13 protein-coding genes are annotated in these 15,832 nt (G+C 63.5%); 3 read left to right on the top strand and 10 right to left on the bottom strand.

Translation table 11 applies throughout. The features are described 5' to 3' along the window. Positions 1-46 precede the first annotated feature (46 nt). The 8 genes from GU3_RS09170 to GU3_RS09135 form a co-directional block, all read right to left on the bottom strand. Complete coding sequence (locus tag GU3_RS09170; RefSeq protein WP_014292250.1) at positions 47-1,402, bottom strand: cytosine permease; 1,356 nt, start codon at positions 1,400-1,402, stop codon at positions 47-49. A gap of 240 nt (positions 1,403-1,642) precedes the next feature. After that, positions 1,643-3,094: a bifunctional 2-methylcitrate dehydratase/aconitate hydratase gene (locus GU3_RS09165; RefSeq protein ID WP_014292249.1), complete on the bottom strand. Its 1,452-nt coding sequence runs from the start codon at positions 3,092-3,094 to the stop codon at positions 1,643-1,645. Positions 3,095-3,138: 44 nt separating this feature from the next. Further along, complete coding sequence (prpC, locus tag GU3_RS09160) at positions 3,139-4,251, bottom strand: 2-methylcitrate synthase (RefSeq protein ID WP_014292248.1); 1,113 nt, start codon at positions 4,249-4,251, stop codon at positions 3,139-3,141. Positions 4,252-4,418: 167 nt separating this feature from the next. Next, positions 4,419-6,326: a bifunctional diguanylate cyclase/phosphodiesterase gene (locus tag GU3_RS09155; RefSeq protein ID WP_014292247.1), complete on the bottom strand. Its 1,908-nt coding sequence runs from the start codon at positions 6,324-6,326 to the stop codon at positions 4,419-4,421. Then, positions 6,323-6,859 (bottom strand): hypothetical protein, encoded by a 537-nt coding sequence (locus GU3_RS09150; RefSeq protein WP_014292246.1) that lies wholly within the window; start codon positions 6,857-6,859, stop codon positions 6,323-6,325. The genes GU3_RS09155 and GU3_RS09150 overlap by 4 nt, the downstream gene beginning before the upstream one ends. 302 nt (positions 6,860-7,161) lie before the next feature. After that, entirely contained in the window at positions 7,162-9,102 is a 1,941-nt protein-coding gene (locus GU3_RS09145) for a bifunctional UDP-sugar hydrolase/5'-nucleotidase (protein WP_014292245.1), read from the bottom strand. 39 nt (positions 9,103-9,141) lie between these two features. After that, positions 9,142-10,011 (bottom strand): formyltetrahydrofolate deformylase, encoded by an 870-nt coding sequence (gene purU, locus GU3_RS09140; protein ID WP_014292244.1) that lies wholly within the window; start codon positions 10,009-10,011, stop codon positions 9,142-9,144. A gap of 92 nt (positions 10,012-10,103) precedes the next feature. After that, positions 10,104-10,574, bottom strand: a complete 471-nt coding sequence (locus tag GU3_RS09135) for a GNAT family N-acetyltransferase (protein WP_014292243.1) — start codon at positions 10,572-10,574, stop codon at positions 10,104-10,106. A 264-nt stretch (positions 10,575-10,838) separates the two neighbouring features. Between GU3_RS09135 and GU3_RS09130 the strand changes: the two genes are divergently transcribed. Then, a complete protein-coding gene (locus GU3_RS09130) occupies positions 10,839-12,086 on the top strand; it encodes a lytic murein transglycosylase (protein ID WP_014292242.1) in 1,248 nt (415 codons plus the stop codon). Positions 12,087-12,113: 27 nt separating this feature from the next. On the opposite strand, the gene GU3_RS09125 is transcribed toward GU3_RS09130, so the two are convergent. Beyond that, the gene (locus GU3_RS09125) at positions 12,114-12,725 is read right to left on the bottom strand and encodes a LysE family translocator (RefSeq protein WP_014292241.1); all 612 of its coding nucleotides are present in this window, start codon (positions 12,723-12,725) and stop codon (positions 12,114-12,116) included. Positions 12,726-12,853: 128 nt separating this feature from the next. Here GU3_RS09125 and GU3_RS09120 point away from each other — a divergent pair, with 128 nt between their 5' ends. Further along, complete coding sequence (locus tag GU3_RS09120) at positions 12,854-13,738, top strand: DMT family transporter (RefSeq protein ID WP_014292240.1); 885 nt, start codon at positions 12,854-12,856, stop codon at positions 13,736-13,738. A 10-nt stretch (positions 13,739-13,748) separates the two neighbouring features. On the opposite strand, the gene rarD is transcribed toward GU3_RS09120, so the two are convergent. Next, entirely contained in the window at positions 13,749-14,654 is a 906-nt protein-coding gene (gene rarD / locus GU3_RS09115; protein WP_014292239.1) for an EamA family transporter RarD, read from the bottom strand. A gap of 268 nt (positions 14,655-14,922) precedes the next feature. On the opposite strand from rarD, the gene GU3_RS09110 reads away from it, so the two are divergent. Next, entirely contained in the window at positions 14,923-15,792 is an 870-nt protein-coding gene (locus GU3_RS09110) for a hypothetical protein (RefSeq protein ID WP_014292238.1), read from the top strand. The last annotated feature ends 40 nt before the right edge of the window (positions 15,793-15,832 follow it).

The raw sequence follows: 15,832 nt of genomic DNA, 5'->3' as shown, positions 1-15,832 counted from the left end.
GACCCCGCAATGCGGGGTCAAAAGCACACGATTAACAGCGGGATCCTCAGGACTCGGCGGCCACCTCAGGCAGCTCGGCCGGCTTGGCGATGGGTTTCATCAGCAGGGTATAACCCACCACGCTGATCACCAGGCCCACGAAGAAGGCCATGTCCATGAAAATGAGGCTGCACACAAAGGAGACGCCGTACACCAGGAAGGCCCGCAGGTTGTAATTGTTCTGGTACACGAAGGGGCCTTTGGGGTCATAGAAGTCTTCCACCCGAATGCGGCCACGGCGCAGCAGGTAGAAGTCGGCCAGCATGATGCCCGCCACCGGACCCAGCAGGCCGGAGGTGACCACGCTGAACCACAGCAGGTTGTCGGCAAACAGCCAGGGCATCATCAGCAGGCCAATCACACCGGAAATGATCACCCCCTTGGCAAAGCTGAGGCGCGGGAACACGTTCATCAGGATCAGCGCCGACGGCATCAGGTTGGCCACGGTATTGGTGGACCACTGGGCAAAGGCGATGGTCAGCATGCTCAGGATCAGCACGATGGGCGAGCTCATGGAATTGAGCACGATTTCAATCGGATCCCAGGTGCCGGTGAGAATGCCACCTATCATGCCCACCATCAGAATGCCGGAGCCAATGATGATAAGGCCAGCCAGCTGAGCGGCAAACGGCTTGCGGTTGCGCACAAAGAAGTTCTTGCTGCTGTGATCCCGGGAGCGCTCCAGCTTACGGGTCAGATCCGGGCTGTTCAGGCCCATGGTGATCCAGATGCCGGCAATGGCCATGACCGCGAACACAAAGGAGCCGTTGTCCAGTGACGGGGCCGCCAGCACGTCACCGATGGTGGCGTTATTGGTTTCCAGCAACCAGAAGGTCACCAGACCAATCAGAATGGTCAGCGCCGGAATGGCCACCCAGTCGAACTTGGCCATGGCCTTCATGCCGTAAATGGCATTCACCACCTGCAACGCCCCGAATATCAGGATAAGAATGGTGGTATTGGTGTACCCCACCCACATCTCCAGCACCTTGCCGATGGCCACCGCCGCCACCCAGGTCTGAAAGCCAAACCAGAAACAGGCGGGAATGGCACGGAAAGCGGCCGGGATCTTGGCCCCCTTGTAGCCAAAACAGCCACGAATGTAGACGGTAAAGGGAATGCCGTAACGAATGCCGATGTCACCGGCCATGATCAGTATGGTGGTCACAATGGCGTAGGCCGCCAGGATGGCGCCGATAATGGTCCAGGGTGACAGGCCCGGATAAAGCTGGGCGCCCATGGTAAAGGCCCCCATGTTGATGGTCATGCCCGCCCAGAGCATGGTGAAGTCCCAGATGTTGATGTCCCTGTCCTTGTCGGTGGACGGCATCAACTCGGGGTTGTTCATTTCATGTACAGCCATTGGCCTCTCCCTGTTAACTGCTTAATAAAGGATGTTGCATAATCCGAAAAAATGTAAATGATAAACCCGGATTCAGGTGAACAAATTAACATTGATATTGTTAACAATAAAACAGCTATTTGTTTTACGACTGGTTAATGTGATGTTAATCACACTTCCTACCATGGCCGCCCGCTTAATTCGGTCAAAAAAAGGCCGGCGCAGGGCCGGCATGACAAAGAGCAAGGGCGGCACGCCCGTTCAGTTGATCACAAACAGATCCATAAACTCGTTCACCGGCATGGCTTCCATCCGGCCCTGATCCTGACACAATTCAAAAATCTGCCGGCTGCGGGCGGGAGGAAAACGGGTCTGCAGGTTGTGCAGAAACTTTTGCTCCAGCACCGGAATGCCATCGTGGCGGCGGCGGCGATGGCCGATGGGGTATTCCACCTCCACCTTGCCGGTGTGACTGCCGTCCTTGAAAAACACCTGAATGGCGTTGGCAATGGCGCGCTTGTCGGGCTCCAGGTAGTCGGCGCTGTAGCGAGGGTCTTCCACCACTTCCATTTTTTCCCGCATCGCATCAATACGCGGATCGCCCTGGTGAAAGGCGTCCTCGTAGTGCTCGGCGGCAAGGGTGCCGTACAGCAGCGGCACCGCCACCATGTATTGCAGGCAGTGATCCCGGTCGGCGGGATTGGTAAGCTCGCCCCCCTTGGCAATGATACGAAGGGCCGATTCATGGGTATGCAGCACGATACGGTCAATCTCCTCAAGGCGCGCCCTCACCTCGGGGTGCAGCCGCACCGCGCATTCCACCGCGGTCTGGGCATGAAACTCGGCGGGATAGCTCAGCTTGAACAGCACGTTTTCCATGACATAGCTGCCCAGCGGCTGGCTTAGGGTCACTGGCCTGCCCCTGAACAGCACATCCTGAAAGCCCCACTGGGGCGTGCTCAGCACCGAGGGCAGTCCCATCTCCCCCTTCAGGGTGATCATGGCAAGCCGTACCGCCCGGGCGGTGGCGTCGCCGGCGGCCCAGGACTTGCGCGATCCCGCATTGGGGGCATGACGGTAAACGCGCAGGGCGCCGCCGTCGGCCCAGGCCTGGGACAGGGCATCCACCATCTGGGCCCGACCGCCCCCCAGCATCTGCGTCACCACGGCGGTGGAGGCCGCCCGCACCAGCAACACATGATCCAGCCCCACCCGGTTAAAGCTGTTGTTCAGCGCCAGAACCCCCTGAATTTCATGGGCCTTGATCATGGCGGTGAGTATCTCCCCCATGGTGACCGGGGCACGGCCCTCGGCCACCGCCACCCGGCTGAGGTAATCGGCGGTGGCCAGAATGGCGCCCAGATTGTCGGACGGGTGGCCCCATTCGGCCGCCAGCCAGGTATCGTTGAAGTCGAGCCAGCGAATGCAGCAGCCGATATTAAAGGCGGCGGTCACCGGATCCAGCTCGTGGGAGGTGCCCGGCACCCGAGCCCCGTGGCGCACTGTGGTGCCCGGCACCAGCGGACCGAGGTGCTTGGTGCACTCGGGAAACCGCAGTGCCAGCAGGCCGCAGCCCAGACTGTCCATCAGGCAGTGGCGGGCGGTGCGGCGCGCCTCCGGGCTGCCGGTGTGGCTGCCGGCCACATAGTCGGCGATCTGCACCAGCAGTCCATCGGGCTCAGGGCGCCGGTTGATATTTCCATTGCTGCTCATGATCCCCCCATTCTCAAATCCCTATTCCCCAGTCCCTGACATAATCACCGCTTGTCTATCGGCAGCAAGTCCCTGTGGCCGGGGCCCACATAGTCGGCGCCGGGGCGAATAATGCGGTTGTGGGCCCGCTGCTCCATGATGTGGGCGCTCCAGCCGGTGACCCGGCTCAGCACAAAGATGGGGGTAAACAGACGGGTGGGAATGCCCATAAAGTGATAGGCGCTGGCATGATAGAAGTCGGCGTTGGCAAACAGCTTTTTCTCCCGCGCCATCACGGCTTCCACCCGCTCCGACACCGGATAGAGCACCCGGTCCCCCACCGCTTCAGCCAGCTTTTTGGCCCACTGCTTGATAATGGCGTTGCGGGGGTCTTTGGTGGTGTACACGGCATGGCCAAAGCCCATGACTTTTTCCTTGCGGGCCAGCATGGCCAGCAAGGCCGCCTCGGCGTCGTCGGGATGGCTCCACTGCGCCAGCATGGCCATGGCCGCCTCGTTGGCGCCGCCATGCAAGGGGCCGCGCAGGGTGCCGATGGCGGCGGTTACCGCCGAATGCAGATCGGTCAGGGTAGAGGCGCACACCCGAGCGGCAAAGGTGGAGGCATTGAATTCGTGCTCCGCATAGAGCACCAGCGAGCAGTGCATCACCTTGACATCCAGCGCCGGCGGCGCCTGGCCCCGCAGCATGTGCAGAAAGTGACCGCCCAGGCTGTCGTCGTCCAGGGCGGTATCGATGCGCTCGCCGTCATGGGTGTAGCGATACCAGTAACAGAGCATGGACGGCAACAGCGCCAGCAACCGCTCCGCCGCCGCCTGCTGCTCGCTGAAGCTGTGCTCGGTTTCCAGATTACCGAGCAGGGAGCAGCCGGTGCGCAGCACATCCATGGGATGGGCCGAAGCCGGGATGTGCTCCAGCACGGTGCGCAGCGCCGCCGGCAGGCCCCGGTTGGCCCGCAGCCGGGCCTTGAAGGCAGCCAGCTCGCCCCGGTTGGGCAGGCTGCCTTTCAGCAGTAAAAAGGCGACTTCCTCAAACTCGGCGTGGGCCGCCAAATCCTCAATGTCATACCCCCGGTAAGTCAGGCCGGAGCCGGTTTTGCCCACGGTACAGAGGGCGGTCTGGCCGGCAGTCTGGCCACGCAGTCCTGCGGCGTTGGTCATGGCGTTTCTCCTTTGCAGACCCTGACAGGGATTAACTCAACACTAGCAGGTGTTTTGCCCGGCCATGGGGGCCAGGGCGACAAATAAGGGGATGAAGCCGTGGCTGTCGTAAGGAAGGCGCCGACGACAACGGCGCCGGCCAAATACTCAAGGGGTGACGAAGGGGGTTAACCGGCGGGGGTATAGCGCGTCGGATGCTGCTGCAGCCAGTCGGCCACCTGCTCGGCGGGCAGCGGCCGGGCCAGCAGGTAGCCCTGGCCCAGCTGGCAGCCCAGCTGCTGCAGCCGTTGCCGCTGTTCGGGCAACTCAATGCCCTCGGCGGTCACTTCCATGTCGAGGCTTTCCGCCAGCCGAATAATGGTGTGCACCAGATCGGCGGCGCGCTGATCCGTGGTCAGATCCGAGACAAAGGACTTGTCGATCTTGAGCTTGTTCACCGGCAGCTGGCGCAGATGACTAAACGAGGAATAACCGGTGCCGAAGTCGTCGAGGGCAATCTCGACCCCCAGCCGGCGCAGCCCGGCCAGGTTCTCGAGGGAGCCGGCGGTATCCCACAGGCTGGTGTCTTCGGTGATCTCCAGCACCAGCGAGGCCGCGCTCAGTCCGGTGCGCTGCAATACCGCGCCCACGGTGCTGCCCAGCTCGCCGCTCATGAAGATATCGGGACTGATGTTCACGTTGACCTTAAGCCAGTTGTATCCCTGCTGGTGCCAGCCTTTCAGCTGACGGCAAGCGGTGAGCAGCACCCACTGGTTCAGCTGATGGGCCAGACCATGATGCTCGGCCACGGCGATGATCTCCAGCGGGCCGATATGACCGTGCTCGGCGGAGTGCCAGCGCAGCAGCGCCTCTAGGGATTCAATATTGCCGCCATCAAGGCGAAAAATCGGCTGGTAGACCAGGCTCAGCTCATCGTTTTCAATGGCCAGCTGCAACGCCACCGCCAGTTTCTGGCTGCGCAGCCGGCGCTCGTCCATGCCCACCTCAAACACCCGGGAAGCAAACTTGGGATCATGCTTGGCGTAATACATGGCGGTGTCGGCATGGCTGAGCAGCTCGGCCATGGTGGCACCATGCTCCGGATACAGGCTGGTGCCAATGCTGGCCTGAGGCGACAGGCAGCCATCGGGCAGGCGAATTTCCGCCGACAGCGCGTGCAGCAGTTGCTCGCTCAGCCGCTCGGCCTTTACCCGATGGTCAAAGGGCTGGATCACCACAAACTCGTCACCGCCCAGCCGGGCGACATACCCCTGGCCTTTCAGCATCACCCTCAGCCGGGAAGCCACCACCTTGAGTACCCGGTCGCCCACCTCGTGCCCCAGGCTGTCGTTGATGGCCTTGAAGCCGTTGAGATCCACCATGTGTATTGCCAGGCTGCGCTGTTCACGCTCGGCCCGGTTCAGGGACTGCTCCATCAGCTGATAGAAGTGCATGCGGTTGGGCAGGCCGGTGAGCATGTCGTGGTAGGCCAGGTAGCGGTTGCGCCGGTTTTCCCTGAGCAGCAGCCACAACATCAGGCCGCCGCTGAGCAGCAGGCCGCCGAGGTAAAGGGTGGAGCGCAAACGAATGTCGCCGATGATGTCCAGCTGTTGCCAGACGCTGGCCCCGGAAAAACTGTCGACATTGATTTCCCGCGCCAGGTTCCGGTAAGGCGCCAGTTCCCGTTTCAGCGCCAGTATTCCCTCGCGATCGCCGGCGCTCAGCTCATATACCCGGGGCTCCCAGTCCGCCAGTTGCTGGCGAAAGGCCAGCAGCGTGTTGCGCACCCCCGGCTGCTCGCGCATGGGGCGGCTTTCCTCGCCTTCCAGCAGGGTGTCGATGCGGCTCCACAGCAGCTCAAAGCGCAGCTGCACATGATCCTCGCTGCGAATACCCGCCGCCAGCGCGGTCAGGGCATGGTCAAACTTGAGCACTTCGGACTCCAGCTCGGAGCTGGCCCAGCCCACCGCCTTGATGGTGGCCGAGACGTAGCGCACCACTTCCAGGTCGCGGTTATAGCTGTACAGCGAGCTGGCGCTGAACAGCAGGGCGGCGATGGTGAGGATCACCAGCTTGAAGGTTTTGAGCACCGTCACTGAATATCCAGGGATTTGAGTTGCCACACCAGCATTTCATGAAAACGCTTGGTGTTGTACTGACTGTTACCGGACAAGGGCAGCATCAGCCAGACCGGGCCCTTGTCGCGCACCTTGATGGTATTGCCGTCCAGGTGGGTGGCCAGAATAAAGGGGGTGTCGTTCACCAGCGCCATGTCGATGTCGTGATGGTAGTCGTTCAGCGCCACCAGCCGCACCCGCTCGCCGGTGGCGCCCAGGGATTGCAGCAGGGTGCGCAGCTCCACCCCGCGGAAATGATGCGGGCCATCGGTCCAGGGAGTGCCGGTGGTAAATTCCTGCTGGGGAAACTGCTCCAGCATGGCGAGATCGAAGCGGGCCCGCTCGCCGCCATTGGTTTTCTCAATGTTGCCGCTCACCGACAGTATCACCCGGCCGGTGGGAGCCGGCAACTCGCTGGCGGTGGCCGCCATGCCTGTCAGCAACAGCAGCAGGCCCAGCAGTCCGGGCCAGGCGGCAAAGCGGACCGAGGCAAAACCGGTGGTCATGTGCATTGTAGATTCCCTTGAACAATCGCAGACTCAAAAGAGTATAGTCCGCCTCTTGCTTGCTTCATATCTTCGGTGGGCCGACAAGAGTAAATCAGTGAAAAAACCAAGTCGAGACACCGCGGCCAGAACCCGTGCCAAATGCCTTATTTAGCGTCAGTAGCTGACGCGTTCGAATCCAGGTCTGGCCGCGACGGCGCCTCGCGGCTGCGGCCACCGCCCCTGCGCCATCACTCCCTTGCGGCTGTTCACCGCGCAAAAAAATGCCGGGACTGGCCCGGCATGGTGCAGATCACGAAGCCATCGGCTTACCACCGGTTCAGCGTGATGCCGGTATCGGCAAGGGGGCTGAGCAGCGGGCGGCGCTCCTGCACATAGTCGATAAAGGCCTCGACCTCGGTATCACAGCGCACCCCGCCGGCCCCGCAGTTCAGCGGCTGGTTGATGTAGTGCACCTGGGTCCCGTCCTGTCCCTTGCTCAGCCGCGCCACCGGAAAGGCGGTCAGCCGGCCATTGACCCGGGCCAGATCGATGCGGTCGGTCAGCACCTGCTGAGTTTGGTACAGGGTATGCCAGCCGTCCTTGCCCGAGGCTTGGTCGGCGTTCATCACCACGGTGTAGCTGGCGTTCGGATCCACCCTGACCCACTGCGCACCCTGGCGCACCTCCAGGGTGCGCAAAAAGCCGGCACCCTTGCGGGTTTCGTCAAACTGATAGCGCAGCCCCGCCGTGTAGGGAAACGCCGCCGCGCGCAGGTCGTCGGCCAGGGCGCCATTGATGGTTTCCAGCAACAGCCCGGCCAGATCCCGGCCGGTGACGGACACCAGGCTGAGCGGCGTGGCGCCGGGCAGCAACTCCTGGCGAACCTTGCCCTGCTTCAGTTCACCCGGCTCCAGTGCGGTGCCCACGGCACTGGCCGCCACCAGGGCCAGATCGGCCCGGCGACCGGTCACGGCCCGCACCTCGGGGGTATTGACCCAGTACAGCTGGCTGGCGGCCACCAGCGGCGCCAGCTCGGACTGACTGCCGTCCCGCTCCGGCAGGCCGTGCGACAAGGTGGCCGGCACATGGCCGATGACGGTGCCATAGGCGGCGTTCAGCGCGGGCTGGTACTGCTCATCGATATGGCGGCGCAACTCGGCGTCTTCCGCCACGACGGTAATACGCGGGTCGGCGGCCACCACCTCATTCAGGCGCTGCTGCTCGGCCGCGCTCAGGCGATGGGAGTCGGCCCGGCGCACATCACGGTAAAACTCGCCGTCGGCGAGCAGGGTGTTGCCCCCTTCACAGCGGGTCACTCGGCCGTCGCGGCTGAAGGTCACGCTCACCCGGCCCATGGCCTGTCCGAAATGGCCGGCCTGCACCACGCAGGTTTTGGCGCGGCCGTCGGGGTTGGTAACCTGCTGGGCGTAGGGCGGCTGCTTGCCCAGGCCCAGACTGGCAAAGTCCCCCAGCAGGCTTTCGGAGCGTCCGCCCACGATAAGATCGATCCCGTTCACCCGGGACGCCAGCCGCTGGTCCCGCTCCAGGCCCAGATGGGTAAGGGCCACGATGTGCTTCACGCCCTGGGCACGCAGGGCATCGACGGTGCGCTGGGCGGTTTCCACTTCGTGCTCAAAGCGCAGTCCGCCGGTGTTGGCACCGAGCTCACCCAGCGCTTCCGGCACCAGGCCGAACACCGCCACCACCGGATCCCGGCCGGCGTCCTCCATGCTGGCCAGCCGCTCCTTGTCGTTGCCGTCAAAGGCATAGAGCACGTAGGGATAAAGGTTGGCCGCCCCTTGCAGGACCGGCTCCCGCTCGGTGTTGAGGTTGGCGGCCAGCACCGGCACCCCGACACTGTCGATAAAGACCGCCAACCGCCGGTTGTCGAGGGCAAACTCGGGATCACCCAGCACCATGGCGTCGAGGCCGAGACGGCCCAGCAGATCGGCGTTCATGGCTCCCTGATTGAGCTGGAAATAGCCGCTGCCCTGCCAGGCGCCCCCCCCGTGCACAAACAGCAGCGGCTGATCGGCCAGTGTCGCCTGCTCACGCAGGCTATTGGCCTGGCTCAGCAGGCGCGGAAAGCCCCCCAGCCGGGTATAGACCCGCCGGCCGTCCAGGGTCAGCGGCACATCGCTGGGGTCAAAATGGGAATGGGTGTCGTTGATGTGCGCCAGGGTCAGGGTAAAGGGCGCCTCGGGCTGCTGACTGGCGCAGCCGGACAGGGCCAGCGCCAGGGCGCCGGCCACCAGGATTTTTTTCATGACTATACGAACTCCATCGCGTGAAACCGGAAAAGGGCCTTAGCTGGTAAAGACCACTGTCTTGCCGTTGTGCAGGAACACCCTTTGTTCAATATGGTATTGCACCGCCCGGGACAGGGTGATGCATTCAATGTCTTTGCCCTTGGCGATCAGCTGCTCGGGATAATGGCTGTGATCCACCACTTCCACCCCCTGGGTGATGATGGGGCCCTCATCCAGATCGTTGTTAATGTAGTGAGCCGTCGCCCCCACCAGCTTGACGCCCTTGTCATAGGCCTGGTGATAGGGCTTGGCCCCCTTGAAACCGGGCAGCAGGGAATGATGAATATTAATGGCCCGGCCGTTCAGCCGGGCGCACAGCTCAGGGCTCAGCACTTGCATGTAGCGCGCCAGCACCACCAGATCTGCCTCGCATTCATTGATGATGGCGAGCACCTGGGCCTCCTGCTCGGCGCGGTTGTGGTCATCCACCGGCAGATGGTAATAGGGAATATGGTGCCAGTCGGCCAGCCGCTGCAGATCCGGGTGGTTGGAAATGATGGCCGGGATCTCGATGGCCAGCTGGCCGGTGCGGTAGCGGTAGAGCAAATCATTCAGGCAGTGATCCAGGCGGGACACCATGATCACCACATTGGGCCTGTGGTGGCTGGCGGTCAGCTGCCAGTCCATGGCAAACCCCTCGGCCCGGGGGGCAAAGCCCTGGCGAAAGGCCGCTTCGTCAAAGCTTGGCGCCGCCGGCGGCCGGAATTCGACGCGAATAAAAAAGTGGCGGCTCAGCACGTCGTCAAAGGTCTGCATTTCCACCACATAGCAGCCCTGCTCGCGCAGGTAGCGGGTCACCACGTCCACGGTGCCCAGGCTGCCCGGACAATGGGCGGTCAGATAATAGGTGTCTTTTGGCATGGCCACGGCCGTTCTCCCGATGTCTGAATAACACGCCGCTCGGCGGCGGCGCTATTGTGCGGCAAAGCCGGAATGAACGCCAGCCGGCGGGCAGGGCCTCAGTCCAGCTTTTTTTCCATGATAAAGCGGCTGAAACTCTGCCCCGCCTTGTGCACCTGCTGCTGATCCACCAGATGAAAGCCCCGCTGTTCAAACATCGGCCGCGACAGCACGCTGGCGTCGGTGGTCAGGCAGTGCACACCGCGCCGGCGCGCCTCCTGCTCCATTTCCTCACACAGCCGTCCGGCCAGGCCACGCCCGGAGTGCTCCGCCAGCACATAGACCAGGGCCAGGTAATGGTCCGGGTTCAGGGTGGCAAAGGCCACCGGAATGTTGTGCAGGGTCATCACCCGGGTGTAGCCGGTGCGCACCAGGCGGCTGAAATCGTCCCGGTACAGGTAGGGAAAGGCGGCCCACACCTGCACCTGCTCGTCGCTGTAGCCCCGTCGCCCCTGGCCCATGACCGCATCATGATAAATCAGCTCCAGGCTGCTGATATCGGTTTCCTGGTAGTTTCTGCTCGAGTACATGACAACTCCAAATACAAACCCATGCGCCAGCATCCTGTTCAGGAGTGTGGCTCGCCCAGACACATCACGTCCGTTTTTTCACTTAATTCCGTTCACGCCAACGGCAGGCGCCATGATAACAAAGCCGCGCCGGGGGATCTGCGCCGGCAGGCAGCATTTGCGTCATTTTATGGTGGCATCGGCGGGCCGGCCCGCCGCCTTGCCACTTTCATTTATTCAGCAATCGGATAAGCTGTCGCTCATCAGTCAACCCGGAATACCTTCATGCTCAGACGCTCCCTTGTGGCCTGCCTGATCGCCGGCGCCCTGACCGGCGGCTGCACCAGCCAGGCCAGCTCCTCCCCCCAGGCTAACACTACCGCGGCCAGCCCGGCGCCGGCGGCCGGCGCCCCGCACCAGGACTTTGCCGCCTGGCGCGACCGTTTTCGCCGCCATGCCCTGGCCGAAGGCATTGCGCCTGCGGTGTTTGACGCCGCCTTTAAGGATATCGACCTGAATCCCGGCGTAGTGAAGCTGGATCGCACCCAGGCGGAGTTTACCCGCCAGATCTGGGAATATCTGGACAGTGCCGTGTCCGCCCCCCGGGTCGGCACCGGCCGGGAAAAACGCCGGGCCCTGGCCGACACCCTCGAGCGGATGGAGCAACATTACGGCGTTCAAGCCGAGGTGCTGCTGGCGGTCTGGGGCATGGAAACCAACTACGGCGGCTACCGGGGCAACACCCCCACCATCGAGGGTCTGGCCACCCTCGCCTTTGAGGGCCGCCGCCGCCAGTTTGCCGAACAACAGCTGCTCGCCGCCCTGCGCATTCTGCAGGCGGGCGACGTGAGCGTGAACGACATGCGTGGCTCCTGGGCCGGGGCCATGGGCCATACCCAGTTCATGCCTACCAGCTATCTGGAATATGCCCAGGACTTCAACGGCGACGGCAAGCGCAACATCTGGGGGGAAGACCCCACCGATGCCCTGGCCTCCACCGCCTATTATCTGTCCCGCTTTGGCTGGCAGCCCGGGGCTCCCTGGGGGCTGGAAGTGCGCCTGCCCAGCCACTTTGATTACGCCCGGGCGGATCAGAGCCGGCGCGAGCCGGTGGCGCACTGGCGCGGCCTGGGCATCACCCAGGCCAACGGCCAGCCCCTGCCCGACTTCGGCACCGCCGCCATTCTGGTGCCGGCAGGCGCCCAGGGGCCGGCCTTTGTGGTGTTCAACAACTTTTATGTGATCAAGCGCTACAACAACGCCACCGCCTACGCCCTGGGCGTGGGACACCTGGCCGATAAAATCGCTGGCGGCCGGGATTTTTACCAGGCCTGGCCGCGTCATGAACGGGCCCTGAGCCGTACCGAAAAACAGGAGCTGCAACAGCGCCTGACCGAGCAGGGGTTCGACACGCAAGGAGCCGACGGCGTCATTGGCCCCAACACCATGGCCGCCATTCGCGCCTGGCAGCAGGCCGAGGGACTGGTGGCCGACGGCTATGCCAGCGCCAGCCTGCTGGAACGCCTGCGATAACGCCGGCCAGCGGAGCCCGGCGGTGGCTTAACGGCTTAACGGCAACCAGCCGCCAATCAGCATAAACAGGCCGCCACAGGTGCGGTTAAAGCCCCGGCCGCAACGGGTGAGCCAGCCCGAGACCCGGCCGGCAAAGCCGGCGATAAAGCCTTCGGTCAGGGCTTCCACCACCGCAAAGGTCAATGCCATCACCACAAACTGCCGCCACAGGCTGGCGGCGGGATCGATAAACTGGGGCAGAAAGGCAGCAAAAAACAGCATGGCCTTGGGATTGGCAAAGGCCGACAGCAGCCCTTGCCGGGCCATGGTCCAGACCCCGGCGCGGCCGCGGATGGTGCCCACGCCGCCTCCCGGTGCCGGCGAGCGCCACACCTGAATGCCCAGCCAGATAAGATAGATGCCGCCCAGCACCTTCATCACCAGCAGCAGCTCGCTTGCCAGGGTCAGCAGCGAGGCGATGCCAAACATCGACAACCCCACCACACCGATAAAGCCAACCGCCCCGCCGGCAATGGTGGCCAGGGTGCGTCCCGGGCCGTAGAGGGCGCCGTGGGTCAGCGCCAGCAGGCTGTTGGGGCCGGGGGTCAGCGACAGGCCGATGCAGGCCGCCAGATAAACCAGCCAGGTGTCAAATGCCATGGAAAATGCCTCGTGTCGATGGGAACCGCCTTCCTTTCTATCAGATCCCCCCGCCGTCGTCACCGGCTGCCGCGCACTCTGGTAAGATGGCCGCCGCCCACTCTTCTCTTTCGCCCAAGGACACCGCCATGCTGTGGATCCCCTTTACCCTCTTTGCCGCCCTGATGCAGGCCTGGCGCAACGCCTTTCAGAAGCGCCTGAGCCAGAACGCCGGCGCCACCGCCGTGACCCTGGCGCGTTTTGTGCTGGCCTGGCCGCTGGCGGGGCTGTACCTGTGGCTGTTGTATCGCTGGCAGCCGGCCCAGCCCCTGCCCGCCTTTACGCCGGTGTTTGCGGCGCTGATCCTGGCGGCGGCGGTCAGCCAGATCCTGGCCACGGCGCTGATGGTGCGGTTGTTCCAGCTGCGCAACTACGCGGTGGGGGTGGGCCTGGCCAAGAGCGAGGCGATACTGGCGGCGGCATTGGGGGTGTTCTTTTTCAGCGCGCCGCTCACGCTCCTGGGCTGGCTGGGGGTGATGCTTGGCGGGGTGGCGGTATGGCTGCTGAGCGGCCTGCGCCGGGCGGCAGGCCAGGGCGTACCGGTAAGCACCCTGCTCACCGGCCTGGGCAGCGGCCTGGCCTTTGCCCTCACCTCGCTGTGGGTGCGGGAAGCCAGCCTGCTGCTGGCCCTGCCCTTTCCCTTTGGCGCCGCCTGGGTGCTGCTGCTGGTGATCGGGCTGCAGACCGGGCTGCTGCTGGCCTGGCTGGGCCTGCGCAATCCGCAGGCGCTGGGCTCACTCTGGCAGCGGCCCGGGCTCACCGCCCTGGTCAGCCTCACCAGCTGCCTCGGCTCCATTGGCTGGTTCAGTGCCATGAGCCTGGAAAGCGTGGCCCTGGTAAAAACCCTGGGCCAGGTGGAAGTGCTGTTTACCCTGATGATCTCGGCCTGGTATTTTCGGGAACGGCTCGGCCGGCGGGATCACGGCGGCCTGGTGCTGATCGTGCTCGCCGCCGTCTGCGTGATGTGGGCCTGAGTGCTGCCCCTCAGTGGGCGGCGTTCTGGCTGAAGGGATAACGGCGGAACGCCAGCATTTTACGCACTCCTTCCAGTACCAGCAGCGCCACCGCCGTCCAGATGGCGATATAGGTGGGCCACTCCTCGGCAGAGATGGTTTCCCCCAGCACCAGTGACACCAGCACCAACAGCACCGGCTCCACATAGCCGAGCAGGCCGAACAGGCTGAAGGGCAGGCGGCGGCTGGCGAGAATGTAGCAGGCCAGGGCCAGGGCGCTGATCACCCCCAGGCCCAGCACCAGCGGATAGAGCAGCGGCCGTTCGGCAAACACCGCCATGGGCGAGCCGGCGGCAAACGCCAGCCAGGCCGCCGCCGGCAGCATCAGCAGCATGTCGCACCACAGGCCGCCCAGGTTGTCGTTACCCAGCCAGCGCCGCCACACGAAATACAGCGGGTAGCCAATGGCCACCACCAGGGTCTCCCAGGACAGGCCGCCGGCGTGCCATAGCTCGTTGGCCACCCCCACGGCGGCACAGGCCACTGCCAGCCACTGCAACCGGGTGGGCCGTTCGTGATAAAGAAAGCGGCCCACCAGTACCAGTACCAGGGGCATCATGAAATAACCGAGCGAGACCGCCAGGCCCCGGCCATTGATGGGCGCCCACATGAAGATCCACAGTTGCACCGCCACCAGGGCAGACGACAGCGGCAGGCCCAGCCACAGCACCGGGCGGCGTTTCAGTTGCGAAAGCAGGGTGGCCACCAGTCGCCAGTCGCCGCTGTACAGCAGAAACAGGCCCAGGCAGGGCATGGTCAGCAACATGCGCCAGCCAAACACCACCTCGCCGTTCATCGGCGTCATCAGACTGGCGTAGTAATACAGCAGCGCAAACAACACCGACGAAAACACCGACAACGCAACCCCTTTGGCCACTCGCTTTGCTCCTTTTTGATATTCAGGTCAACATTCCGCGCGCAGCTTACCAGTTTCAAGGTGAAATATTGACCTGATTTGAAAAATAAAAACAGCCATATCGATGGCTTATCACCGGCATTAACAGCAAACATCACCAGTTCACACTTCGTTTACAGCCATAATTAAAAATAACCTTTGTTTGGGGTTGGTCACGTTATTATTCCTGTACCGGACTTGGTTCAAAACGCTATAACTGAATGACATAACAACAACGGAGCCTGCTGCCATGCCTCATCCCCTCTGTGCCCTCTTGCTGCTGATGCTGACCGCCTGTGCCGGGGCCGGCGATCGGCGCCTGGTGCTGGCGCCGGCGGGCAGCTTTCCCGCGGCCTTGTCGGAAAGCTCCGGGCTCGTCGCTCAGGCCGGTGGCTTTGTCAGCCACAACGACAGCGGCAAGGCCGCCGAGCTGTTTGTGCTCGACCGCCGCGGAGCCCTGGTGCAGCGTGTACCGGTGCCCGTCCCCAACCGGGACTGGGAGGACATCACACGCCATGGCAACACCCTCTACCTGGCCGACACCGGCAACAACGGCGGCCGGCGCCAGGATCTGCGCATTGTGACCCTGACCCTCAGTGGCGAGGGCCTGGCCGAGCCCGGGCTGCTGCCGGTGAGCTACCGGGAGCAACGCAACTTTCAGCCGCCCCGCCACCAGCACAACTTTGATGCCGAAGCCCTGGCCTGGGTCAACGGCGAACTCTGGCTGCTGACCAAGCGCTGGCTCGATCAGCACAGCGCCATCTACCGGCTGCGGCCCGACGCCGAGCCGGCCCCGCTGGCGGAGTGGCAGCGGCTGCATACCCATATGCTGGTGACCGGGGCCGACTTTGATGCCGCCAGCCAGACCCTGTTGCTGGTGGGCTACAGCCGCGGCCTGCTGGACCGGCGCGCCTTTGCCTGGCTGTATCCGGTGCGCAACCACCGGGTGGTGGAAAGCGCCGGGCAACGCTACCGGCTGAGCGAAACCGGCCAGTTCGAGGCCATTGCCCTGGGTACCGACGGCCACCTGTATTTTTCCCGGGAAGGCACCGCCCCCCAGCTGTTTCGCAGCCAGCACTCCCTGAGCCGGCTGCTGGCATCAGCGGCCTCAAAAGAATAAGCGACTGTCATATTTGGTTCACGGCCCTGCCATAGAGTAG

The organism is Oceanimonas sp. GK1 (assembly GCF_000243075.1).
Classification (GTDB): Bacteria; Pseudomonadota; Gammaproteobacteria; order Enterobacterales; family Aeromonadaceae; genus Oceanimonas.
The sequence above is the reverse complement of the archived record's forward strand: the minus strand, read 5'-3'. Positions and strand labels throughout refer to the sequence as shown.